Raw genomic sequence first — 25,446 nt, 5'->3', positions numbered from 1 at the left:
GAGTTGGCACACGGGAGTAGGGCCTTGAATTTATACTGTATAAAGGCAGGTAATTGTAAAATAAGGTGGATAACATCAAACTCTAAAATACTTTCGTTGGAACAGACCTGAGCTAAAATAAAGAAGCAATAACTTGTGCCCGGCGGAAGGATTGAAGAATATAGGTACAAAGCGAGCCAAACCAAAGAAAGGGCAAATTGATTCACTTCGCCTTATGTGGTCGCCAAGCACTATGCAGATCAGTGCTGGGGGGAACCGCCTTAGATTTTACAATCGTCCACCCAGGATTACTAACAAATGAGAGTGGAACCGGAAATAGCAAGTGAAGTTGAAAGAGGAGAAGTTCCTCGTGAGGATGTTGCCAAAGTCATTTTTGGATGTCTGGAGGATGATTCATCAATCGGGAAGGAATTTCAGGTTGTAAGTAGATTTACGGATGTTAAAGATGCCATAAGCAATTTATAAAAGCGGGACAAAAATGAAAGCATACATCCCCTTCACTTTCTATAATGAGAAGGGTGTATGCTTTTCCTTTTTCTATCTATTTAATTGCTTTGCTCACCTTTAACTTCTTACCTTTGATAGTCGCATTCTCCATGGCTTGTAAAACCAGCGAGCCCTTGCCATTCAGAATATCTACATAGGACATTTGATCGTGGATGGTTATAATGCCGATATCATCTGCTGTGACTCCAGGGATTTTTGCGATCGTTCCGACAAAGTCAACAGCGCGTATTTTCTTCTTTTTACCACCGGTGAAATGGAGTTTCATAATATCTTGATTGATTCGGGCTGTTTTATTATTTCTCACAACTCGACGGCCGCTGATTTTTTCTTCGAAAGCAGCTTTTCCACCCGCCACTTCCATATGACTCGGTGCTTCTATAACAGGTATTTCAAAGCCAATGTATTTTTCAATAGCTTTAATGAACTTTCCTTCATAGGGTGTTGAAAACGTAATGGCTTTTCCTTTATTTCCGGCACGGCCGGTTCTTCCGGTTCTGTGCACATAGCTCTCTTTTTCCATAGGCACGTCATAGTTGATGACAAGTGTCACATTATCAATATCAATGCCTCTCGCAGCTACATCGGTGGCCACCAGATAGCGGAAGTTGCCCAGTTTGAACCCTTCCATAACAGAGAACCGGTCCTCTTGTTCCAGTCCCCCATGGAGCCTCTCACAAGAATATCCAGCTTTATCGAGTTCGCTGTACACCGTATCAACGTTTTCTTTTGTACGGCAGAAAATCAGGCAGCTGTCTGGATTTTCTACAACCGTGACGTCTTTAAGGAGTGAAATCTTTTCTTCTTCTCTCACTTCGATTAAAGAATGTTCAATGGTATCTGCCGTTACTCCAGTTGATTCAATCTCAATCTGAAGAGGATCTTTCATATACTTGTAGCAAAGATCTTCAACATCTTTAGCCAGGGTAGCCGAAAACACCATTGTCACTCGGTTTGAAGGCAGCTCATTGATGATCGCTTCCACTTCATCGATGAAACCTCTATTAAGCATCTCATCAGCTTCATCTATAATAAGGTACTTTATTTGATCCAAATCGAGGGTTTCTCGTTCAATATGGTCCATAACCCGGCCAGGCGTACCAACGACTACATGAGTTTTTTGCTTCAATTCATCCTTTTGTTTTGAAAATGGTTCCTTTCCATAGACGGCCACTGCTTTAATGCGTTTAAACCTTCCAATATTCGTAATATCTTCGCGGACTTGAACCGCTAGCTCCCTGGTTGGGGTAAGAATTAAAGCCTGTGGCTTTTTTTCCTCCCAATCAATCATATCGGAAACAGGAATACCAAAGGAGGCTGTCTTGCCGCTTCCTGTTTGTGCTTTTACCACAAGATCCTGGTTCTCCATTGCTGCTGGGATGACTTTACTTTGAACTTCTGTTGGCGTTTCGTATTTTAAAACAGCTAGTGCTCTCTTGATTTCATCGCTTACATGATAATCCTCAAAACTTCTTTTACTCATTATTCAACCTCTTTATTTGTTTTTTCGTCATATGGATAGGATTCTCTCCAAGAAGTATCATATACATCATCTGAATATGGTTCATTATACTTGAAAAGTGCGGGGGAAATCGGCTTTTTAAAAAGTTTTAGAGAAAACACTGTAAGGTGCCTGTCCCCACACTGATAATGCTTTGATGCAGTGATGGCTAATACTCATAATTCCGTTGTTCCCGAGCGATGGCGACCTAGTAATGGTAGGGCAACAAGAATCATAGGAACCGAGTATTCAGGTGGTATTTATCTTATGGAGCTTGTGTGTTATAGGAGCTTTTGGCATTGAAAGGTCAAAAGGACGTTTAAGTCCAGGTTTTTTCTACACGGATACAATTAGTTTTTTAGGTGAAATGGCTAAAGAAACTGGAGTTCAGAATGAATTTGAATCATTAATTTCTTCACAAGGTGTATTTCCTGAGTCTAGCTTCTATGTATGGTCGGTTGTACCGGAAAAAATAATTTTAACAGAGCCTGTCTTTGAAAAATTCGAGTCTTAATTACTTCAGCTGGAAAAACCTCATTTAGACTTATCACTGTGAACTGTATCATAAGTAAATGAGGTTCTTAAATAATTTCATTCTAGCGTTAATAAAACCAACATTTTTAATAATGGGAAGTTGAAACCCACAGCATCTATCACGATAAAAAATTCACAAGAACCAGGCACTACAAAAAATTTTCATCATATATAGGTGATATCCGTTCGGATTTGATGAGGAGGATATCATGCAACCTATGTTACCTATGGAAAAATATTTTGGGCAGTTTGAACTGGTGCATGCTTTTTATGGGGCTATGCCTACAGGTGTCAGCGTTTCCGAAACCGGTCGTATTTTTGTTTGCTTTCCGAAATGGGGAGACGACGTTCAATTTACTGTGGCGGAAATTGTTGAGGGTGAATTTCAGCCTTATCCCAGTTTAGAAACCAATTTGGTTAATACTGGTAATATTGCGATGTCTTTCGTCAGTGTCCAAAGTATCGTTGCTGATGGAAGAGGAACACTTTGGGTCCTAGATACAGGGGCACCAAATTTTTCTGAACCTATTCAAGGGGGAGCAAAATTAGTTGCTGTTGATTTAAGCACGAATACAATAAGGAGAGTATATACCTTTACAGAAGATGTTGTCTTGCCAACAACTTATCTGAATGATGTCCGTTTGGATTTTCGCGTTGGAAGAGCAGGCTATGCATATATAACGGATTCTTCTTCCAGAGGGCCAGGGGCCATTATTGTCGTAGATTTAGAAACTGGGAACACGTTTAGACGGTTAAATGGGGCAGTATCAACATCACCCGATCCCTATCTTTTGCCAAAAGTAGAAGGGGAAATTTTGATGAATCGCAACCCGGACGGTTCAACTTCCCCATTTCGATTGGCTTCCGATAGTTTAGCGATTTCTCCTGATGGAAAGGTTTTATTTTATGCTCCGCTAACCAGCCGTCAACTGTTCTCAATCTCAACAGAAGCCCTAAGAGACAGAAGGATACAGGACATGAATTTATCCCATTATGTGCAGTATTGGGGGGAAAAAGGTGCGTCTGATGGAATGATCACCGGCGCAAAAGGAACTGTTTATGCAGGAGACTATGAAAACAACAGTATCCGGAAGATATTGCCGAATGGCGCAATGGAAACCATCGCACATGACCCGAGAATTTTATGGCCGGATACTTTTTCGATTGGCCCCGATAAATACTTATATGTCATTGTGAATCAATTACATCGGCAGGCGAGATTTCATTATGGAAGAGATCTGCGGGAAAAACCATATAGTTTACTTCGTATGAGAATTGATGAATTCCCTGCTCCTACCTTTTCATAATTAAACGAAGGTAGCTATCCATCATCAGGGAGCTGCCTTTTTTGTCAGTTAAAATTATATTTTTGTAAAATTGTATATATTCCCGCAACTGTCCTATAATAAAGAGGTGACTTAACTCAAATTGAAAAGCCTGCTGCATCTTAGATTTGAAAATATAAATAAAGACCATAGGCATGAAGCTACATAAGTATCAACTTACGGTAAGAAGAAACATTTTGAACAAAACTAGGAGGTAATCATGGGAAGATTAGTTCACTTCGAAATTCATGTGGATGACATGGAACGGGCAAAGAAATTTTATGGTGAGGTATTTGGATGGTCATTTCAAGATTGGAGTGATTTCGCAGGAATGCCTTACTTTGGAGCGGTGACTGGCGATGAGAATGAACCTGGGATTAATGGTGCTTTGATGCAGCGTCAAAGTCCTCCGCCGAAAGCAAGCCAAGCTCTTAATGGGTATGCTTGTACAATGGGTGTCGATAATTATGACGAAGCGGAAGCCAAAATTCTTGAGAATGGCGGCAAGGTCGCATTGCCCAAATATGCACTGCCTGGAATGGCGTGGCAAGGATACTATATTGATACCGAAGGGAATATATTCGGAATTCATCAAGCTGATGAGAATGCAAAATAGGATCCATGTTTGGTGATTAAAGATTGATCGGGAAACCACCCTTTGTTTCCTGCGCGGGGTGGTTTTCTTTGCTGAGAAAGAGCTATGAGATTGCCTGGAAACAACCCCTTTCAACACTTCTTTTAGAAATTCCACGATAATCACCCCCTTTCCATAATGGAGACAAGAGAAACTTCTAGCCAGAGTCTGGATCGGGTGATGTAAAGGACCCGAACTTTGGGGATATTCTTGTGGGAAATCAGCAGCCCAATCTCTTGATCACTTGTTTGTAAGTATCCAGAGTTTTAACAGTAAAAAGCTGTATGAGCCTACGACCAGTGGTTATTATGATTTTATTATAGTGGATGAATTTCACCATGCCGCAGCGGATTCTTATCAAGGGCTTCTTGGTCACTATCAACCTAGAATTCTCCTAAGTGTAATACCCTTTCTTGTGAAAACGAAATACATTTTGATGAAGAATTCAGAAGCACGCCGATAATAGAAGTGCTATTTAAAAACATGCTCACATCCTTTGGGATAAGAAAAAGCATGGATACCTTAGAACGAGCTAGGATGCAGTGGAATATTAACATAACCTTAATTTAAGGTAATTTCCAATGTAGAAACTAGTCGAGTAGAACCCTTGCCCAAGTGCTGTTTTGCATGAATCGTCGCGTGTTGATCATCATGCCAAATTATTTCAAAAAAATCCATACGGTGTTGCTGATCTGCATAGGGTGCGTCATATTTCTGTAGGCTACTTCCGATTTTGCCATAATAAACCTCGACAGGAGGATTATTAGCATATGGCATCCCCAATGAACGTTTTCTTCTCAATTCAACGACATTGACATGGTTAGGAGATTGTCTGCTTAGCAAAGTAATAATATCCAAATCTTCTTTAATAACTTGAAACGGATATTCCCCTTTCTCTGGTACTTTAAATTGAATTACTCTCGGGTATTGCTCGTCGCCGTATAGAATAACCGTTGCCTCTTCATTATTGTTCCAATTAATAGAAACGTTGTCAGCTGCCAGATCCTTTCGATCATTATTAAGTTGGCGTTCAATTTTATATTTTTTGTAGGAAATCAAAACGGTTGGGTCAGCAAAAGACAAACCACGCCCCTTTTCAATTACTTTAATAGCATGGGTTTGATCAGGAGATTTACTTACAAAAAGCTGCCTATCTTTGGGCTCCATTAAATCCAAAACCTTTGAGGCGAATGAAAAAACTGAAACAATGAGTATCAAAATTACAACTGCAACCGCAATGAAGCATCCAGCACCCGAGATAAACTTACTGCGTGCCTTGTAATATTCTATCTCATCATCCGTCATCCACATGATCATCCCACCTTTTTTCTTACCTTTTTCCATAGTCACATTATTCGGTCTATGTCTAGGAATTCCTTTCTATTGTTACACATCATCACATCAACGATTTTTTACTAGACTTTTAATGGAGTTTTTTGAGAGTTTCCTCCTTTTTGTTATCCATTAGGAAAGGCATGCAAGACAAATTGAAAGGAGAAATCTTTGATGGATGAAATGGTAATAAAGGTTCAACAATGGGTTAATTCAACTTATAGTGGTAGGTATGGTTATAATCGTGCCCCGGAAACTGGAAAAACAGGATGGTCTACGATGTATGCATTAACCACGGCTCTACAAATCGAGCTGGGCATTTCAAAGCCGTCTGATAACTTTGGCGAAGGTATAAAAGCAGCATACAGAGCATGGGGAGAAATGGTTCGAGGACTTGTTCCGACAGATGCAAAAAGGGCAAAACATTGTTAAAATTTTGCAAGGTGGCATGTAATGTAAAGGCTACACCCAACAGGTTTTACCGGCACTTTTGGTGAAGGAACGGAAGCTGCCGAAATGTAATTACAAATCGATGCAGGTCTACTATTCGAGAAGGGAAAGTTTATGATTAAGTCTTCAAGGCCTTTTTAATAATGGATGAGTATGTGCTTCTACCTGGAGGAGATTCTCGGATTCGGCAAATGAAGCAGGATCTGAACTTTAACATTTGACAACTGCGGGTGTTCAACCCTTGTGATGGTTTATACCAGAGGAATACGAACAAAGCGTTAATATACGGTATTCAAACAGAAGAAGGAATTGCTCCAGAAAATCAAACTGGTATTGCTGGGCCAACAACAAGAAGTTTGCTACCTACATTATCTGAGGGTAGTAGCGGGGACTTCGTGAAACTACTAAAATATGCTTTGTATGTTAATGGATTTGTCCCGGGTGCATTTATTGTTAATGCGGTAGTACGATGCAGACGTAAAAAGTGCAGTGAGTTTCAGCGATTTTGCATGCTGCCGGCGAATTGGATTGCAGGACAACAAAGTTGGCTAGCTGTTTTGGTGAGTACCGGTGATTCTTCCAGGAAAGGAACCGCTTGTGACTGTGTGACCCAAATTACACCGTAGAAATGCAGGCTATCGTACCGTTGGTATATATTTAACGAATGTGCCTGGCTCATCGTTAAATAAAAAAATTCAACCTGGTGAATATAAGGGTGAATACTTTTGAAAATTACTGTAACATCTTCTTATATAAAAGTAAAAAAAAGACAACAAAACTGTAAAGGTTGATGGCGAAATGATTGTCAACGGTTTTGTAATACGAATACTATAAAACTGGGAAAATCGATATCCAGAAGAGTAATTGAGCATACAAAAAATTCTAATTTTGTAATTGACTTTGAGTAACCCTTTTTAACTGGAATTGCACTCCAATTAATTTCATTTTAAAAAAGGAGAGAGACCCGCATACAGAGTCACATAGACATATCTCTGTATGTTTGGTGTCTCTCTTTTTCATGTGATTTTCTGCAGAATTAGTCAAGTAATTTCATAATGTGTTATGTTTTCAGAAAAATGTAATTTTATGAAAATCAATACAATTTACCTATTTAATCACCTAGTACAAAAGTATAAAATATGTAAATAGGAATTTAGCTGGGAATTTAGGATATTATTGGCGTTTATAGATATAAATTTACAAATGTTTTATAAATCTTCAGCAGGAGGTGCAGGTCAAAATGTCTCTATCTTATTTTTATGCAAAATTAAGAAAAAAGCAGATGCATCTTCAGCGGCTGATTAGATGTGAAGGGGAGTTGTCACAGCATCAACAGGATTTCATCCGTCATGAACGTTTGTGTACGACCCCTGAGTTATCTGCTGTGACTTGGGAGGGTGATCTAGCGAGCTGGTTTGACAGGATTCGTGAAAATAATGTCCTTACAGAATATCAAGGTCTCAGTGGAAGCCAGTTTAACCATGTTTTCCGAGTGTTATCCAAAACGATTGAACAAATCGAACAAGAAATTGAACGAATTAGACAAATGATTGCTGCATTGGAGTCGGAAGAACGTAGAGATAGCCCGCGATAGTAAATAGTGGTCGTCTGATTTGGGAAAGGTAGTGGGAAAAGTGACTTTTTTTGGTCACGTAGAACAGGCATTGACTGATATGAAAAAAGAAGTCAGCTCCTTAGAAACGACATCCCTAGTCCCAAAGGTGGTCAGAATTCAGCTGCATGTTAAAGGTAGGCTTAATGATCTAAATTGGGCAGCTTGCAGTCTGTAATAGAGTCATATAAAGTTCTCTTACTACAAAACCAGTAAGCAAACGGTCAATCGGTCATAGGATGCGCAGGTCTGACCAGGGTATTACTTTCACAATTGCAAGATAAGAGGGGGAGTATAACTGACTATGAAAGTGCTTGACGTGGACGCGTTTCATGCCGGAATCGACGATGTTATCGAAAAGCTGTCATCTCAATCGAAACAAATAAAGCAGATTAAAGGCGGTGTAGAAGGGCTCATCTCTCAAGAAGACTCCCTAAAAGGCCAGGGAGGTCACGCGATACGTTCCTTTTATGAACACCACCATATACCATTTCTGTCTTCCTACGAGACTTTCCTCCAAGATTATCAATCACTCCTCAGGCGAATGAAAAATGCCCTCCATTCATTGGAACCTGCACGATCTGGTTTTATTCGCCAGAGCTTTTTGGAAAATGAGCTGGAAAACGGGTTAAATAAGGTACGTAATACCACTATCAGTTTGACAAACGACACAAACGCTACGATGCAATCCGTGCAGGATATTGTCGGCCTGCCAAGACTCCAGGATGACCTCTTTTTAAGGGCAATACAAACTGCTAAAAAAAACAAGTCACAGACGGTAGACAGGCTGCTTGAGTTCGACCATCATCAGACAAGAGCACTCGATACCATCGAAGACTCCATCCAATCCTTAACCCAAAAAATCAAATACATCGAGACTGTTTTTAAAAACAGCCATTTGAGCCCTCTCACCTTAGACAGCAGTAATCCGGAGCCACTTGCCAGTGAATGGCCGGTCTTAACGGAGGTTACTGCGGATAAGCGTTGGTATGAAAAGGTAGCCGATGCTATAATTGGTGTGATTGAAGGAATTATCCAGGCCGTTGTCGATATGCTGGTTGGCCTTTTCGAGACGCTGAAAGCTTTATTCACGGATCCAATCGGTTTCCTTAAGGGGATCGGAAACATCATCATGAACCCTATCGATACGGGAAAATATATCTGGGATTCCATTGAAGCTGCCTGGGAACGTGATGTGGTGAATGGCGATGTCCGAAGCACTGCAAAATTCTTTTCCTACGGCTTCGTGTCAATTTTTGGACTGAAAGGGCTCGATAAAATAGGCAAGGCAGGATCACTGGGGAAGGTTGGTTCTAAAATCAAAGGAACTAACTCCCTTACGACTGCATCTAAGACGCCAAAGTCACCCGTCCCTTACAATGTTTTCAAAACTGATAAACTAAAAGACTTAATCAAACAAAATGTTTTCACCTCTATAAGAGGAGCACGAGAAACAGCCTTAGCATTTATGCGCGGTGACTTAGTCAAGAGGACCCTGAAGCAAGCGGCAATTTCAATTCGAAACTCCAAAACCTTACATCAAGTAAAGAATGCTCTTAATCCTGCCACAATTAAAACAGCGCTGCAAAAGACCCTGGATGATGTAGTGAAAGGCCCAATTTCGAGAACAAAAACCTGGGCAGACAAGAAAATGAAACAAGTACTGGATCTGCGGATTCCACAATTAGGCCTTGTGCCAGACGGACCGGCCCTTAGTTATACAGTCAGAGATGGATTAAAAGATGCAAGAGATACGATCGTGAGGATTATTGGGGATCCTAAGCCAAATAATAAGGGAATTGATCCAGAAATAGATACTAAGGGTACGGGTGAAACTAGTATATCTAAGCCAGCAAGACCTAAAGCAAGTAGCGTGAAACCCGGGGTAAGAGAGAAACCTTCTGCTAGTAAAAAACAGAAGGAAAAAAGATTGTCAAATGAGCAATTAAATAATCTTGTAAAAGGCAACTTTGTTAAAGAAACCTCTAGGACTAGAACCTTTACACCAGAAACTATGCCAGGAAGTAAAGATTTTGCAAAATGGTTTAATGAATTGAGCATAGATGAATTTGAACTAGCCTGGTCTACTCCAAAATTAAGGACCATAATTGAGAGTAGGATTCGTTATCCCGGTGGCTACCATGAATGGCATCTAGTATCTCGAGCACCAATTTTTAAACGGTGGGGCGTAACGGCTGAAGATATAGCAGAAATGAGAACGTTAACGAAAGACGTTGAGTTTGTAAACCCAGTAGGAAGACATGGGTTTGATGGTTCTGGAAAAGCTCATAGAGAGCTTCTTGATCTGATTGATCACTCACTTGATTATGAAACATTTAAAAGGAAATTAAGAAATTGGGCACATTATAGGTTGAAAGGCGGAATTGATTCATTACCTGAAGGGCTTAGATAATTAGAAATGGGGGATTAAGATGGAAAACCCAGGAGCTGTTTCTCTTTGGTTTGGAAATTGTAGTAATGAGGATCTGCTAAGCAAGTATGTAGAAATAAAATATGATAATGAGGGAGACAGAATTCCTTCAAGCTTTATGAATGATTTTAAAATAGACTTCCTTGAGTATAACCAAGATTTATTAGAATGTACTTACAATGAATATCCTACGTCTTCTTTGTCTGAATTACTAAAGAATGCTTCTTATTCTGACGCACTTATAAGTGAACTTAAAGACTTTTATGGTGAAAGTTTAGAAGAAAAGTACAATATTGTTATTCGGTTATATGATTTTGAATATGAGGAACTTGTTGAGGAAGCAAAACTTGATGGTAGGAACCTTAAATATATGGGGTCTGTTATTTATGAAGATTAGTAACTGAATATGATAATTAATATAGTATTTGAAGCCGCGAAGCACTTTTTGTTAGTTGACAAAAGGTGCTTTTTGCATGTAATAAGTTTGGTTGAACACAGTAAAGTATAACTTATGTAAAATAGAGACCTCATGGAGTATCTTGTAATATTTTGTCTATCGAGAAAAGTGCGAGAACCGAACGAGATGATGTTTTATAAGGTAGGGATACTTATGATACTGCAAAGCACTTAAATTAAATAGAATGACAAAGCTCGTAATGCTAAAGATGGTATCGATAAGGATACATAAAGATAGTGAATAATAAAAAGTGAAGATTTTTGAGTGAGACAATAAGAATGTGATTTGTTTGAGAATCGAAAGCTCATGATGGTTGTACCATCATGGAGTATCGTTTTAATACTTGGATAGTAAGAAAAGTACGATAATTAGGCGAGATGACATTTTATATGGTAGGGGTAGTTATGACATGGATTGGCTAACAAACTAACGACAATGACAAAGCTCGTGGCGATAACCAATGGGTAACGTAATGAGGTGCTGTTTTATTGTATAAGAAAATTAACTTATGGTTGTATTTTTACAAGAGACGGTCGTATAATACTCGCTATTCGTTAAAAAACGTTACGAAAATTACAATTTATGTAACGGGAGGGTGAAAAGTTGAACGTTGTTGGGTATATACGAGTCTCCACTCAAGGGCAAGCAAGAGATGGATATAGTTTGAAATATCAAGAAGATGAAATTAAAGCATATTGTAAAGAGCATGGATTGAAGTTGATACATATTTTTAGAGACGAAGGAATTAGTGGCGCAAAACTAAATGAAGAAGCATTCGAAATAGACAGGGTGGGCTTACAGGAGATGTTGGCTCACCTTTCTTCTGTCCAAATTGATAATGTGGTGGTGCTCAATACAAGCCGATTATGGCGGTCAGATATTGTCAAGGTACTGATTCAACGAGAACTAAAGAAATATGGCTGTAATATTAAAAGCATTGAACAGCCATTTTACAGCATTCACAAAAAAGACCCAAACGATTTTTTGGTCAATGGCTTAATGGAGTTATTAGACCAATATCAACGGCTTGAAATAGCGCTGAAGCTAACGAAAGGAAGAAATAAAAAGGCAAAAGAAGGTGGATATGCAGGGGGAAGGGTAACATTTGGCTATATGAAACAAAAAGGTGAAAAGGAACTAAAGATACATAACAATCATGCAGAAGTTGTGAAACGGTTGTTTGAGCTTAAACAGATACATAGAAAATGGTCACTGTCTAGGTTGGCAGAAGCATTAAATGATGAAGGTTATCAAACAACACAAGGTAAAGCATTTACAAAAGTACAAATGAAAAGAATTTTAGACCGAGAAAGTTTTTATCAAGGGATCTATACATACGGAAAAATACAAGCAAATGGGAAACATGAAGCAATAATTTAATAGGTTACTTAAAAAAGGGACTCATTTTCTTATAAATTACTATGTAACGATGAAAATGGATAGGCTTTCGTACCAATGCGCACCAATTGGTGAACGCTCGAACTAAGGTTGCCGGCATTTTCATTCCATAATTGACAACTGAATAGGAGGATGAACCATGCATGAAAAACAGAAACACATTTATGTGGGTGTAGACTTGCATAAACAGCAGCATGTGGCAGTGATTATTAATTGTTGGCAGGAGAAGCTTGATGAAATAAAGGTTGAAAATAAACCGTCCGCTTTCTCAACATTTTTACTAGATATGGATAAACTGACAGAAGAAGGGTTGACACCTGTATTTGGATTAGAAGATGTGGGCGGTTACGGTCGAGCGCTGGCACAATATCTAACGGACCATGGACAAGTTGTAAAAGAGGTTAACCCAGCTCTTTCTTATGCTGAACGAAAAAGCCATGTGACCGTACAAAAAAGTGATAGCTGGGATGCGGAATGTGTGGCTAGAATATTGGTAAGACAACTTAGCCATTTGCCAGATGCTAAGCCACATGATTTATATTGGTCGATACAACAATTGGTCACTAGAAGAAATGCATTGGTGAAGGCGCAAGGTGCTTTGAAGAATCAACTGCATATTCAATTGAGTCACCATTACCCTAGCTATAAGAAGTTTTTCTCCGAGGTGGATGGGAAAACAGCTTTAGCATTTTGGGAACGATACCCATCACCGTCTTGTTTAGAAGGTGTGAGTATAAAACAATTGACCACCTTCTTATTAGAAGTGAGCCATAATACTTGTTCGGTGAAAAAAGCGAATGAAATATTGAAGCTAGTAATAGAAGATGGGAACACAACAAAAGAATATCAGGAAACTCGAAACTTTTTGGTAGAAAGCTTTGTGCGCCACATTTTATTTGGAAAGCAGGAAATAGGCAAGGTGGAAAGAGAATTAAAAGAGTTAATGAGCTTACTAGACTTTCAGCTAGACTCTATGCCAGGAATAGACCTTGTAACAGCTTCAGCTTTAATTGCAGAGATTGGTGACGTTAGACGTTTTCCAAATGCCAACAAATTAGCACGATTTGCGGGGATTGCGCCAGTTTACTTCGGCTCCGGTGGGAAAGGCAAGGAACAAAAAAGCAAACAGGGGAATCGGGCGTTGCATGCTTTATTTTACAACTTGGCAGTGCAACAAGTGCAAGTAGCTAAAGGAAGTAAACTACCGAGGAACCCTGTGTTTCATGCTTACTACCAACGAAAGCTTAAAGAAGGCAAAACAAAGGGACAAGCATAGGTTTGCATTATGAGAAGGCTTGTGAACATTATGTTGCAGGTTCAAATACTTATGGGTTAAGATTTTATGATAATATTAATGCTTATGCAAAAGGAAGATATTTGTTTGAAACATTTTCACCACAAGTTAATAGAAGTAATTTAGCACTTCCGCCAGATTGGAACAGAATGACAGGTATTCAACAATGGCAAGTTAAACCAGACACAATTATAATTAAAGGAAAAGCAGGTCTGCAGTTTCAGATGGGAAATCAATATATTGGAGGTGTAGAACAATGGTATATAACGAACCTAGACAGCTTAATAAAACCGTAAACTTTATAAAGGAAGCTGAAAAAGTGAAAATGAAGCTAGAGTGTGAAATTAAAGCTCACGAACTAGGTCAAGGTAAAGATGGGACGATAAGTCAACTTAAAAATTTCTATAAAGATATAGAACTAATGATTGAAAGCAAAAGTCATATCCCATCATATCCAAGAGCTATTGCTGATTCGTGGGATTTTAATAGCGAACTTGGAAAACAATTATTAGATTTATATGAGGTATATAAGAAGCTAAGATAACTACCTCTGAAAGAAATAATAAGAAATTATATATGGGTAAACATTAGGTGGTAGGATGGGTAAGTTTTTTAAAGTAGTGAAGAGTTTTTAGGTTCAACCATGATATTTCGAATGTATATTATCATAGGTAAATAAGCGAGGTTAAACAGGCTCCTTGGTTTAAAGATAGATATAGTAATGAATTACTTTATATAGCTAACTATAATGCACTTGATTGCCTTTTAGGCAACAGGTGTTTTTGTTTTTTGTGATAAATTTAAATTTTGGACGCCATGGATGATCTGCGGATTCCACAACTAGGACTCGTAGCCGACGGACCTTGGATGGATTATACAATAAGGGATGGATTAAAAGACGCGAGAGATACAATCGTGAGGATTATTGGGGATCCTAAGCCAAATAATAAGGGAATTGATCCAGTAGTAGAGGTTAGAGGTACGGGTAAAGTAGAAACCTTTGGTAAGTATGCAACAGATATCGATGATAAAGTAAAAGTAATTGAAAAAATAGAATTACCCAGTTGGATAAGAGAATCATTCACTGATGGGGTTTATAGAACTGTGATTACAGAAGAAAATATTACACTATATAGAACTTATGGTGGTGGGGCAAAAGTAAATGGAGCATTTGTCACTTCTGGACCGGCTGGAAATAGAATAAATGCAAAAATAAAAACTGCATTAGTGCCCGATTGGAAAAATTCTAGACAATATGAAGCTGTTTTAGAAGTTCCAAAGGGACAGGTTTTAAATATCGGTAGAGTTGAAAAGCAATATACAAAGACAGGAGCATTACTCGAGGGTGATGGTGATCAAATATTATTGCCTCAGGGGTGGCCTTCTGAATGGATAAAGGAAATTAGGCCAGTTCCAAGTAAATAGGAGGAAACAATGGATAAGAAAACTCAATTAATTGAACAAATAAAAGTTGTGATAAATAATCTTGAAAAAGATTATAGTGCAGATATAAACAATGGTATTTTACAACTTATATATAAAAGATATAGGAATGCATTGGAAATCTTGAATAATAACAACGATATCAATAGTATAAATATCAGTGGTGGCGTTCGTGCTTATATGGATAGTTATAGTGACTATGAAAATCCGTTTTTAGGAGAATTGTATAAAGCGGAAAAATTGTATAACGAATTATTACAAAATTAATTTTAATATTACTAGCCTTTATATTTTTGTGTAGCCTTTGATTGGCTGAATGTGCCTTTCAACGTTTCGTGTGATAGTACAAAATAACAGAGAAAGTAGCTATCGAAATCATAAAAAATGAAAATACAGAACATTTAAATATATTTAGTAAATTACACCTTGACCACTCAAGGTGTTTTCTTCGTGTAATTCTAGTATGCTGGTTATTGTCAAAACTAGTGCCTTTAGGGGATCGGAAACATCATCATGAATCCTATCGATATAGGGAAATACATATGGGATTCCATTGAAGCTGCCTGGGAACGAGATGTCGTAAATGACGACGTCCGAAGCACGGCCAAATTCTTTTCCTACGGATTGGTCTCGATCTTTGCACTGAAAGGGCTCGATAAAATAGGCAAGGCAGGATCACTGGGGAAGGTTGGTTTCTAAAATCAAAGGAACTAACACCCTTACGACGGCATCAAAGCTTCCTAAGTCACCGTTCCCATACAATGTTTTCAAAACTGATAATCTAAAGGACTTAATCAAACAAAATGTCTTCACCTCGTTGAGAGGAGCAAGAGAAACAGCCTTAGCATTTATCCGCGGTGACCTAGTGAAGAGGACCCTGAAGCAAGCAATCGCCACCACAACCAGAAAATAAACTGATTAAATTAATTTTGTCATCACGATAGTTTTGAGACACGGGGACGATTCTCGCGTCTCATATTATTTATTAGGCAGCGGTACCGTCCGAAATCACTGGAAAAGTGTCTTTGTTAAAAAAATCTCCATTTCTAGGCTTTTGCTGGAACATGGGTAATGGTGGCACTTAGAAATAAAACATAATAAAACGTGTAAAAGAAAGAGGATAGATATTTCGCTATCCTCTTTAATTTATCCCTATAATCGTTAATTTTGGTGTTAAGATCATTGTTTTTACCACGTAATCTGGCACAGTGTCAATTGAGTGATATTTTCATATCCTCGTTTATCCATTTGAAATGAGCTTTATCTTATTTGTCTTGTATACCATGAACTTAAACCACAATAATCAGGGCTCTTCTCTTAACCGTCTCAGTTCCGGGATGAGACGCGAGATCCTTCCCCATGTTCATAGAGGATTTTTTGGCCATCTAATCGAATTAGAGTAGGATGGGGGTGTGGATTATGCGAAAGATAGTGAAACCTTGGATCAAGCTTAAAGGGAATATTGATTCTGAGGATTATGAGTTGGTTCATCAGCTTCAGGAGCGGTGCGTTGAACATGACCAAACTGCGCTAAAACTGGAGCTGGATTATAAGCTGGGTGTTACTGGCGAAAAGAACGGTGTGCAGAATATCAATGAATTCATGTATTTTGACGGGGAACGGCTGATTGGCTACATAGGGGTTTGCAGCTTTGGCGGTCCGTGGGAAGTCAATGGTATGGTCGATCATGAGTACAGGAGGCAGGGTGTTTTTACAAAACTGTTTGAGCTCGTCCTGGCAGAAGCTAAACGAAGAGATTCAAAAGGGATGCTGTTATTAAGTGATCGCCAGTCCGATTCAGGGCAGAAGTTCATCACTGCAACAGGTGCACGGTACAAACATTCGGAATATGAAATGTATCTGAAAGGGCAGCCAGCCCAGCAGCAGTCAGCTCTCTCCTTTAGAAAAGCGACCAATGCAGACGCAATGGAGATAGCGCGTCAGAACGCGATTTATTTTAACGATGAGCAAGAAGTCGAGGTAAATCCTGAGGACCTGATCATGCCAGAAGAGGAAGAGAAGCGGGGGATGACGGCCTATCTGGCCGAAATGGATGGGCAAATCGTCGGCAAGGTGAACCTTCAGCTAACATCCAAACTTGGTGCAATTTTTGGCCTGGGCGTTTTACCAGAACACCGCCGCAAAGGATTTGGCAGAGAGATCCTCCTTATGGGTGTCGGGAAATTGAAGGAAGCGAACGCAAAGGAAATTATGCTCCAGGTGGCAGCAGAAAATTCCAATGCACTCAATCTTTACAAATCGTGCGGATTTGTAGAGACTTCTACAATGGATTATTACGATTTATAAACATAGGTAAATATAGGGGCGGTTCTCGTGTGTTCCAAAATGGAACACGAGAACCGTCCCTGTGTTTCATAGAAATAAAATAACCACAATGACACTCGCTAGCCTGGTAATGGGAATCTGTACGCTTGCGCTCGGAATCGTTCCGAACTTCTGGATCTACTTAGGTTTCATGGCGTTGTTCGGAGTTGCCATGCCGATTTTTAATACACCGACCACGGTCTTATTGCAGGAGAAAATCGAAGAAAATTATTTGGGCAGGGTTTTTGGTGTAATGGGGATGATCTCCACCTCAATGATGCCTCTTGGAATGCTGCTCTTCGGTCCAATCGCAGATTTCATCGACATCGAATGGCTACTAATCGGCACTGGAGTTTTGAACTTAATACTGGCTATATTATTAAGCCGGGATAAAGTACTGATCGCAGCGGGAGAACCTGTGGTGAAGGAAGCAGGGACCGTTTAGTTGCATATTCAATTCCTGAGAGAAGAGCTTTTTTTTGCAGCTCTTTTTTATTTTTGAAGAAATAACCTTAAGCAATATTTAATGAAATTCAATAAAACTATATAACCAATTAGTCGAAACGCGGGGACGGTTCCAGTGTCTCATAAATCATAAAAATATGTTATTTTGTGAGACAGCGGAACCGTCCCTTTGTTTCTTACCTGGAAGAGACAACTAAGAATCGGATGGTTTGGTCTGTATGGTTGTACCAATAATGCGTTTCGCTGGCTGAAAAGAACCAGGACTCTCCCTGTTGGAGTTCGATCATTTTTGTACCTATTTGCAGTGTTAGAGTTCCTTCTATTACATATACAAATTCATGCCCGCTATGTGCAAAGGGTTGTCCGTCACTTTGGTTTGCTGGGAGCGTGACAAGTATTGGGTGAAAATCAGCATGTGGGACTTGTTGTGTCAAATCTTGATAATGAAATGAGGGCTCACTTATAGGTTCATTGTTACTTGAGAAGAATGTACTTGGATTGACACCAAGTACTTCTGAGATTTTTCGCAGTGACTCTAGTGTGACACTGGACTTTCCCCGTTCGACCTGCGATAGAAAACTAATGGATACACCGGCCCCTTCAGCAAGTTCCTTCAAAGTCATTTTTTTCTCTTTACGGATTTCTTTCAGTCGTACACCGAGCATAGAACTCCCACCTTGGAATGGATTATGAAATTTCCAAACGACGCAGATGGAGAAGCATTGCGCAGTTTGTTTAATGAAGGTGTCAGTTTTAAAAAGCCGCAGCCAGTGGAGTTTTTTATAGCTGTGCCGGATAAGGCAACTGGCGAGAAGCTTCTGCCCGTATTGAAGGAAGAAGGCTTTCATGGCTTACTCGAGCAGGATGATGAGACAGATGAGTGGGCTTGCAGTTGCTCGAAAAGGATGCTCCTTAACCATAGCGAATTAAAAAAAGTGCAGGAAAAGCTGGATAAAATAAGCAAGCCTTACGGCGGCCATTCTGATGGCTGGGGCGTATTTATAGAATAAAATGCAGGTGATGACATGCTTCATACTTTTTTGGGTGAAACAATCGGGTATGGTGTGATTTATAAAAATCGGAAAACAATCGGCATTTATATGGATTTGTACGGACATGTCGAAGTCCACGCTCCTAAGGGGACCTCAGATGCAAGTGTGCTTCAAATCCTAGAAGGCCAATGGGACTTGATCCTGCAAAGGGTGAAGGAAATGAAAGAGCGGGCCTCAGCCGGTAGGGAAAAAGAGTACGGACCAGGCGGACAATTTCTATATTTGGGGAGGCTCTATCGCATTCTGATTTCCCAGGATGCAGATATCGAAAAAGACAATGCCGTGTTCGAGGCAGACAAGCTCCACGTATACGTGAAAGAGCAAAATGAAGAGAGCATCAAACAGGCTTTAAAGCGATTTTACTATCAGCTGTGCAAGGCATTAGTCGAAAAACGGGTTAAATTTTATCAAAGCGAATTCAAAATAAAGCCGCGCTCGATTCGAATCACGGACAGTAAGACGAACTGGGGAACGTGTGATTCCATGAGGAATTTGACATTCAATTGGAAGCTATCCATGGCACCAATGGAAGTGATTGATTATGTTGTCGTCCATGAAATGTGCCATATGGTCCATATGAATCACGACCGTTCATTTTGGCGGCTTGTCGGAAAAATCATGCCTGAATATGAACGGTATGAGCGCTGGCTCGCTGTGTCGGGGTGGAGGATGGAGGTTTAGTGTAGCGGGGTGACAGATCCTCTCAGCGGAGCAAAAAACTTCAAACATATTATCCTTATACTAAAAAAGGATAGATGAGCATTCTTTTCTGTTGCAATTGGTAAGTTACATCATCCCCTTCCTCATGTTTATATTCATACTGGCATTTGGAAAGAAGCTTGCTTCCAACAAAGTGTTCCCGGAGCAAAATCAGATACATTCTATGTAATGTTCCACCTTGCATTAAAGCAGTTTGGCAAAAGATACTGGCTTTGAGTAGGAAGTGTTGGCAAAGGGTAAGAATACAATTATACATACCTGTTTAATTGTGGAGGTTTACCTATTGAGATTAAGGTTCTTGATCAATCAGTAATAAGTAAAGGGGATTCGGCAAGCACCGCTTTACAAAAAACAGTAAAACTGGCTCAACTAACTGAAGACCTGGCTACACTCGTTTTTGGGTAGCGGAGCATCATAATACGAATGGAATAGCAGGGTCCTCTCCAGAGGTTCTGATTTCTCATATAGCTTCAAATACTAGAAAAATCCGTGTAGGTTCAGGCGGTGTTTTGCTTCCTCAGTACAGCCCCTATAAGATTGCTGAAAACTTCAAGCTATTAGAAGCCTTGTTTCCGAACCGTATTGATGCAGGAATTGGGCGATCACCAGGCGGTTCCGCTACAACCCGATTGGCACTCACAGATGGATTAAGGAAAAGCCTGAATGAATTCCCCCGGCAAGTTAATGACCTGCAAGGCTTTTTAGTGAACCATTTACCCATAGACCACCCTTACCATAACGTCAATGCCTTCCCTGTGACAGGCAGCATACCGGAAATGTGGCTTTTAGGGATTACACATCGGGGGGCAAGGCTGGCCGCAGAAAGTGGACAGCTTTTACTTATGGACATTTTATCACTCCAATTAATGGAGAACAGGCCCTGGACTATTACTATAAAAACTTTCAACCCTCGCCAATGCTTGCAGAGCCTAAAGCAAATATATGTGTGTTTGTTGTTTGTGCCCCAACACAGGAAAAAGCTGAAGAAATCGCCCTAAGCCAGGATATGTGGCTGTTATCAGTTGAAAAGGGTGGAGACACGAGGATCCCTTCCGTCGAAGAGGCCAAAAACATACCCTTAACAAAAGATGAACGAATGAAGATACAGGAAAATCGAAAACGCATGATTATTGGTAAACCCCAAATCGTTAAGGATGAAATTCTTAGATTGAGTGAAATATACAAGACTGAGGAATTCATGATTATCAACAATGTACATAACTTTCACGACAAAATTACAACTTACACTTTATTAGCTGACGCGTTCCTTTGATTATTTTTAGGAGGAAGGCGTCCTACTAAGTAAGGTCCCTTGTAATTACTCCTATTTCCTGTTATTTTTAGAAAGAATTATTTTTGTTCGGTGTAAAGTTCGACTCTTCGTTCTAATGATCACTTTGGGCAAGGATAGTAATACAATGTGCATTAGCACTAGGAGGCAACAAACATGGAACAAGGTACAGTTAAATGGTTTAACGCAGAAAAAGGCTTCGGATTCATCGAGCGCGAAGGTGGAGACGATGTATTCGTTCATTTCTCTGCAATCCAATCTGACGGTTTCAAATCATTAGACGAAGGTCAAAAAGTTACTTTCGACGTTGAGCAAGGTGCACGTGGACCTCAAGCAGCTAACGTTAAAAAAGCTTAATTTTGATATAGCATACCGAAACAGGCTCCAAAAGGGTCTGTTTTTTTATTTTCAAAAAACACAATAAAAAACCCCCTGCTCAACGAACGAGTAGGGGGATGGACCGGTAAAGCAGGAGTGGCAGGCGTTCCCCCTAGTTGATTAGTTTTTTCAATTCATGGACAAAACTTCATTTTGGCTTTTCTATGGCTCTGGTCCAAAAAATGTTCCAGCCTATGTTAAAATAAAAGGGATTTGTGAGGATAGATGATCTTAGAAATAAATGAGAACCGAGAGGAAACTGGTATACAATGAACATTCATAAATCTGAATTTCCAGTAGAGCTAATTGGAGAAAAAATGCGTTTCATAAGAAAAAAAGCTCGATTAACTGTAGATGAGGTGGCGGATCAAATAGGCTTAAGTCAAAGTATGGTATCCCAGTTGGAAAGGGGAAAAGCGAAACCATCTATTGATACATTATGGAGGCTAAGCATTCTGTTTGATGTCTCTTTATCGTATTTTTTTGAAGGAATTGATAAACAGACTGTTATCGTTTCAAGACGAGAAGAACAAGAAATATTAAAGATGAGACACAAAAATGTTCAATATAGAGTGTTAGCTCCTTTAAATGGCAGGAAGTTGGAATTTTTTGAGATTACTGTCAGCCCGGACGGGGGAGAAGAACTCCAACTTTATGGTCATAAAGGGGAAGAAGGGGGAATTGTCATTCAGGGAGAATTGGAAGTTATAATTGAAAAAGAAACATATCTATTACAACAAGGGGACAGTATTTATTTTGATAGTACGTATCCCCATGCTTTTCGAACTCCAGGAGATGTACCGGCAATTGCAATATGGTCAGGGACGGCGTGGGAACCAATTGACTAATGCTCTAGGGAGTCATAGGGTAAAGCATTTCAAAATAGGCTTACATAGATAGAGAAGTTTGTTGAATCCACTATTCAACTGCCTTCTTTTTTTTGGGATTGAAACCATGAATCACGACTCTACATAAATACAGCTAATAAAATTATAAGTGTAATTAATATTTTGTATTGTAATGTGGACCGTTATTGGTTATATTTGTTATGTAATATATGTATTTCTAATATTCGCATTATTCAAAATACCATTTTTAGAAGGGGGATAGTTTACCTTTAACAGAATCTTTACAAGCCAGTTCTGCCATTTCGTTATTAAAAAAGGGGGAAATACTATGGAATATGGTGCTTTATCACTGTTACCGCCGTTAATAGCCATTATCATCGCTTTACTGACCAGGCAGACATTATTATCCTTATTCATTGGTGTTTGGGTAGGTTCTACCATCATTAACTCCTGGAATCCATTTTCTGGTTTTGCCAAAAGCATTTCTGATTTCATGATTCCATCCATCGCAGATCCTTGGAATGCCAGTCTCTTAATATTGGTCAGTTTAGCAGGCGGCTTTATTCATATTTTAAAAGTGACGGGTGCTGCGCAGGCATTTGCCCAAGTTGCCACGAAAAAAGTGAATACCAGAAGAAAGGCGCAAAATGTAACATGGGGAAGTGCTTTTCTATTCTCCTATACAGAGCCAGTTCTTATCCTGGGAACGATCATGAGGCCTTTGACTGACAGGGTAAAAGTTTCACGCGTCAAATTAGCTTATATATTGGATTCAATGGGGGCACCTCTCGCATCCATGTCTCCTATTAGTAGCTACGGGCCTTTTATCACTGGTTTGATTGCTACTCAAATTACGGCTCTAAGTCTAACTGAAAGTCCATGGACGCTATTTTTACAGATGATTCCTTATAATTTGTACGGGATTTTCGCAATGATTGGCGTTTTATACGTCATTAATACCAGGTTAGACATTGGGCCAATGTACCTTGCGGAGAAAAGAGCAATAGAAACCGGGGAAGTGATCGGTGAGAATGACAAACCCTTGGTCACTTCACAAAACTCCGAAGATTTTCCAGAAGGCCATGTATTTAAATTTCACCAATTTTTAATTCCGATGCTGCTTCTGTTTGCCACGATTTTTACTGTGATATTCTGGACAGGAAATATAGCGGAAAATGGATTTAGGGGATCATTTATTAAGGCGAACATAGTGTTGGCCATTTCATGCGGATTTTTAGCAGGCTCGATTGGAGCCGGAGTGCTTTCTGTTAAATCCAAACTCCACACTGTTAAAACAGCATTTGATGAGTTTACCCAGGGAATTATTAACTTGATGATTGTCCCGATGATCCTAGTTCTTGCCTGGTCGATTGGAAAAATTTCAGGGAAGATGGAACTCGGCGCATATATGTCCACTATCGTTGGTGATTATCTCCCTGCATTCATTGTCCCGGCACTAATTTTTTTGTTAGGTTCCCTGATTGCCTTCTCTACAGGAAGTTCGTGGGGAGTATTTGCGATTATGATGCCAATTGCCATCCCAATGGGTGTTTCGATGGATATCTCGCTTCCGCTTGTAATAGGAGCTGTTATCAGTGGAGGGTTGTTCGGTGATCACTGTTCACCTATATCAGATACCACGATCCTTGCATCAACCGGTGCTGCTTGTGACCATATTGAGCATGTAAGAACACAGCTTCCTTATGCAATATTAATTGCTGTCTGTTCATTTTTAGGGTTTTTGGTATCCGGGTTAACAGCTGGCTGGTTAGGGATCATCACCACAGCAGTTACAACCTTCCTGGCTCTCTATCTCTTGAATAAAAAGGCAAAAAGCTCTCAAAAACCTGTCAATATAAGCGTCTAGGTAAGGAGGAAAAGGATTGAAAGTAGATCTTCTTATACAAAATGCACATATACTCACGATGGAAGGGAACGGTGTTGGTTTTATTGAAAACGGTTCCGTTGCCATTAAAGGAAATATCATACAAGATGTCGGCAGTGCAGCAATACAGAGCAGCTACAAAGCCGAACGAGAAATCGACGCAAGGAATAAATTAGTTGTGCCGGGTTTCATTGATGCCCATATCCATACGGGAATTGCCATTTTCCGAGGAGTAGCCCAGGATATGTCAAATTGGATGCAAAAAGGTCTATGGCCGTTCATGAAGCATATGAAGCCGGAAGAAAGCGTGAAAGGGTCCATGGTTAATATTATTGAGGGCATTAAATCGGGAACAACAACCTTTTGCGATTATGACGGAAGGATGGATTTAATTGTCGAGAATTACAAAAAAATTGGAGCCAGGGCCCGTCTGGCAGAGCTTGTAAACGAAATTCCCGAAAATGTAGGGGACTTGCCTGTTGAAGAGTTATATCCTTTTGATTCTTCAATCGGAAATACAAAACTTAAGAGAAACGTAGAGTTATATGAAACCCATCACGAGAGTGAGAATGGCAGGATTACAGTCATTATGGGCCCTCATGGCCCCGATATGATGAGTCTGGAACTTCTCAATGAAATAAAGGGATATGGCGAGAAATTCAACACCAAACTTCATATGCATGTCGCCCAAGGTGACAGGGAAGTCTTCCAAATGAATAAACGCTATGGAAAAAGATCAATCGACTTCCTGGATGAAAATGGTATTTTAAATGACAGATTAATAGCCGTTCACTTGACAGAAGCAACAAACGAAGAAACTGCAAGAGTAGCCAGGAGCGGTGCCAGTATGATTTATTGTCCTGGAAGTATTGGAATCATCGATGGTCTCGTTCCACCCGTGTATCATTTCCTTGAATCAGGTGGTACTGCATGCCTAGGCTCGGACCAAGCACCGGGTAATAACTGCAACAATATGATCAATGAAATGAAAACAGCAGCTATTCTAAACAAGGTAAAGATGTCAGATCCAAGAGTGTTTAATGCTACCTTGGCTTTAAGAATGGCAACGATTGAAGCTGCAAAGGTAATGGGAATTGATCATATGGTAGGTTCCATTCGCAAAGGAAAAAAAGCAGATATGGTTATCTATAATTTGCAGGATCCATCGTTCTTTCCGGTTTATACAAAACCGATTCGAAATATTGTACCAAATCTTGTGTACTCTGCACGGGGGCATGAGGTTGAAACATCAATTATTGATGGTCAAGTTATAATGGAAGATAGAAAAATTCTCACCATCGATGAGGTAGAGGCAATTCAAGAAGCTCAACTTGCAGCAGAGCTTATTGCAGATAGAGCTGAAAAGGATATTCTTCAGTCAGAAAGTGATATTTTATCAATGGTAAGAAATGGTTTGTTGTAAATCCTTCTAAAAAAGTGCCTGTCACTCCCCGCAATGGGGAGTATAAATCTTTTTGTGTAAATGGGGTTTCACTTCATTATATGTAAAGGCTTTATATGGAGTGGCGGGCATGATAGGCTCTGAGCTGGGCGATGCCTTTCTTTT

General features: G+C 39.7%; 24 protein-coding genes and 4 pseudogenes. 25 read left to right on the top strand and 3 right to left on the bottom strand.

The window, feature by feature from the left end:
- Positions 1–297 precede the first annotated feature (297 nt).
- The gene (locus CVD19_RS16770; protein ID WP_180953674.1) at positions 298–465 is read left to right on the top strand and encodes a hypothetical protein; all 168 of its coding nucleotides are present in this window, start codon (positions 298–300) and stop codon (positions 463–465) included.
- 76 nt (positions 466–541) lie between these two features.
- On the opposite strand, the gene CVD19_RS16765 is transcribed toward CVD19_RS16770, so the two are convergent.
- On the bottom strand, positions 542–1,987 hold the full coding sequence (locus CVD19_RS16765; RefSeq protein ID WP_101583550.1) for a DEAD/DEAH box helicase: 1,446 nt from the start codon (positions 1,985–1,987) through the stop codon (positions 542–544).
- Between the two features lie 271 nt (positions 1,988–2,258).
- On the opposite strand from CVD19_RS16765, the gene CVD19_RS16760 reads away from it, so the two are divergent.
- The 4 genes and pseudogenes from CVD19_RS16760 to CVD19_RS16745 all read left to right on the top strand — a co-directional run.
- Positions 2,259–2,519: a hypothetical protein gene (locus CVD19_RS16760; RefSeq protein WP_142383543.1), complete on the top strand. Its 261-nt coding sequence runs from the start codon at positions 2,259–2,261 to the stop codon at positions 2,517–2,519.
- 229 nt (positions 2,520–2,748) lie between these two features.
- On the top strand, positions 2,749–3,846 hold the full coding sequence (locus CVD19_RS16755) for an L-dopachrome tautomerase-related protein (RefSeq protein WP_101583546.1): 1,098 nt from the start codon (positions 2,749–2,751) through the stop codon (positions 3,844–3,846).
- 238 nt (positions 3,847–4,084) lie between these two features.
- Positions 4,085–4,480, top strand: coding sequence for a VOC family protein (locus tag CVD19_RS16750; RefSeq protein WP_101583544.1), 396 nt, complete (start codon positions 4,085–4,087; stop codon positions 4,478–4,480).
- A gap of 200 nt (positions 4,481–4,680) precedes the next feature.
- Positions 4,681–4,901 (top strand): annotated as a pseudogene (locus CVD19_RS16745) (DEAD/DEAH box helicase family protein); the annotation flags it as partial.
- Positions 4,902–5,059: 158 nt separating this feature from the next.
- Here the strand turns inward: CVD19_RS16745 and CVD19_RS16740 are convergent.
- Entirely contained in the window at positions 5,060–5,809 is a 750-nt protein-coding gene (locus CVD19_RS16740) for a hypothetical protein (protein WP_101583542.1), read from the bottom strand.
- 195 nt (positions 5,810–6,004) lie between these two features.
- Between CVD19_RS16740 and CVD19_RS16735 the strand changes: the two genes are divergently transcribed.
- The 13 genes and pseudogenes from CVD19_RS16735 to CVD19_RS16665 all read left to right on the top strand — a co-directional run.
- Positions 6,005–6,262, top strand: coding sequence for a hypothetical protein (locus tag CVD19_RS16735; protein WP_101583540.1), 258 nt, complete (start codon positions 6,005–6,007; stop codon positions 6,260–6,262).
- Positions 6,263–7,520: 1,258 nt separating this feature from the next.
- Positions 7,521–7,874 carry a DUF5082 domain-containing protein gene (locus tag CVD19_RS16725; RefSeq protein ID WP_101583536.1) on the top strand — a complete coding sequence of 118 codons (354 nt, stop codon included), beginning with the start codon at positions 7,521–7,523 and terminating at the stop codon, positions 7,872–7,874.
- Between the two features lie 322 nt (positions 7,875–8,196).
- A complete protein-coding gene (locus tag CVD19_RS16720; RefSeq protein WP_101583533.1) occupies positions 8,197–10,305 on the top strand; it encodes a ribonuclease YeeF family protein in 2,109 nt (702 codons plus the stop codon).
- 19 nt (positions 10,306–10,324) lie between these two features.
- On the top strand, positions 10,325–10,720 hold the full coding sequence (locus CVD19_RS16715; RefSeq protein ID WP_078989703.1) for an immunity 22 family protein: 396 nt from the start codon (positions 10,325–10,327) through the stop codon (positions 10,718–10,720).
- A gap of 663 nt (positions 10,721–11,383) precedes the next feature.
- On the top strand, positions 11,384–12,160 hold the full coding sequence (locus CVD19_RS16710) for a recombinase family protein (protein WP_101583532.1): 777 nt from the start codon (positions 11,384–11,386) through the stop codon (positions 12,158–12,160).
- A 157-nt stretch (positions 12,161–12,317) separates the two neighbouring features.
- Positions 12,318–13,451 (top strand): annotated as a pseudogene (locus tag CVD19_RS16705) (IS110 family transposase); the annotation flags it as partial.
- A gap of 5 nt (positions 13,452–13,456) precedes the next feature.
- Positions 13,457–13,768, top strand: a complete 312-nt coding sequence (locus CVD19_RS16700) for a hypothetical protein (protein WP_219620105.1) — start codon at positions 13,457–13,459, stop codon at positions 13,766–13,768.
- Positions 13,729–14,016: a hypothetical protein gene (locus CVD19_RS16695; RefSeq protein WP_101583528.1), complete on the top strand. Its 288-nt coding sequence runs from the start codon at positions 13,729–13,731 to the stop codon at positions 14,014–14,016. The genes CVD19_RS16700 and CVD19_RS16695 overlap by 40 nt, the downstream gene beginning before the upstream one ends.
- Before the next feature lie 323 nt (positions 14,017–14,339).
- Positions 14,340–14,897, top strand: a complete 558-nt coding sequence (locus CVD19_RS25550) for a hypothetical protein (protein WP_257985176.1) — start codon at positions 14,340–14,342, stop codon at positions 14,895–14,897.
- A gap of 9 nt (positions 14,898–14,906) precedes the next feature.
- Positions 14,907–15,182 (top strand): hypothetical protein, encoded by a 276-nt coding sequence (locus CVD19_RS16685; protein ID WP_101583526.1) that lies wholly within the window; start codon positions 14,907–14,909, stop codon positions 15,180–15,182.
- Positions 15,183–15,428: 246 nt separating this feature from the next.
- On the top strand, positions 15,429–15,614 hold the full coding sequence (locus CVD19_RS16680) for a hypothetical protein (protein ID WP_101583524.1): 186 nt from the start codon (positions 15,429–15,431) through the stop codon (positions 15,612–15,614).
- Positions 15,615–16,334: 720 nt separating this feature from the next.
- A complete protein-coding gene (locus CVD19_RS16670; RefSeq protein WP_101583518.1) occupies positions 16,335–17,222 on the top strand; it encodes a GNAT family N-acetyltransferase in 888 nt (295 codons plus the stop codon).
- Positions 17,223–17,295: 73 nt separating this feature from the next.
- A pseudogene (locus CVD19_RS16665) lies at positions 17,296–17,685 on the top strand (MFS transporter); the annotation flags it as partial.
- Positions 17,686–17,881: 196 nt separating this feature from the next.
- Here CVD19_RS16665 and CVD19_RS16660 read toward each other — a convergent pair.
- Positions 17,882–18,370, bottom strand: coding sequence for a helix-turn-helix domain-containing protein (locus CVD19_RS16660; RefSeq protein ID WP_101583515.1), 489 nt, complete (start codon positions 18,368–18,370; stop codon positions 17,882–17,884).
- 24 nt (positions 18,371–18,394) lie between these two features.
- Here CVD19_RS16660 and CVD19_RS16655 point away from each other — a divergent pair, with 24 nt between their 5' ends.
- The 7 genes and pseudogenes from CVD19_RS16655 to CVD19_RS16625 all read left to right on the top strand — a co-directional run bounded on the left by CVD19_RS16655 (position 18,395) and on the right by CVD19_RS16625 (position 25,302).
- Entirely contained in the window at positions 18,395–18,715 is a 321-nt protein-coding gene (locus tag CVD19_RS16655) for a ribonuclease E inhibitor RraB (protein ID WP_101583514.1), read from the top strand.
- A gap of 15 nt (positions 18,716–18,730) precedes the next feature.
- Positions 18,731–19,438 (top strand): M48 family metallopeptidase, encoded by a 708-nt coding sequence (locus CVD19_RS16650; RefSeq protein ID WP_101583511.1) that lies wholly within the window; start codon positions 18,731–18,733, stop codon positions 19,436–19,438.
- A gap of 321 nt (positions 19,439–19,759) precedes the next feature.
- Positions 19,760–20,750 (top strand): annotated as a pseudogene (locus CVD19_RS16645) (LLM class flavin-dependent oxidoreductase).
- Between the two features lie 174 nt (positions 20,751–20,924).
- Positions 20,925–21,125: a cold-shock protein gene (locus tag CVD19_RS16640; protein ID WP_101583509.1), complete on the top strand. Its 201-nt coding sequence runs from the start codon at positions 20,925–20,927 to the stop codon at positions 21,123–21,125.
- 290 nt (positions 21,126–21,415) lie between these two features.
- Positions 21,416–21,994 (top strand): helix-turn-helix domain-containing protein, encoded by a 579-nt coding sequence (locus CVD19_RS16635; RefSeq protein WP_101583508.1) that lies wholly within the window; start codon positions 21,416–21,418, stop codon positions 21,992–21,994.
- 328 nt (positions 21,995–22,322) lie between these two features.
- Positions 22,323–23,861, top strand: a complete 1,539-nt coding sequence (locus CVD19_RS16630; protein ID WP_101583506.1) for a Na+/H+ antiporter NhaC family protein — start codon at positions 22,323–22,325, stop codon at positions 23,859–23,861.
- A 16-nt stretch (positions 23,862–23,877) separates the two neighbouring features.
- Complete coding sequence (locus CVD19_RS16625; protein ID WP_101583505.1) at positions 23,878–25,302, top strand: amidohydrolase family protein; 1,425 nt, start codon at positions 23,878–23,880, stop codon at positions 25,300–25,302.
- Positions 25,303–25,446 lie beyond the last annotated feature (144 nt).

It is taken from the genome of Bacillus sp. T33-2 (assembly GCF_002860205.1).
Classification (GTDB): domain Bacteria; phylum Bacillota; class Bacilli; order Bacillales; family Cytobacillaceae; genus T33-2.
This window is presented reverse-complemented; position numbering and strand designations above follow the sequence as displayed.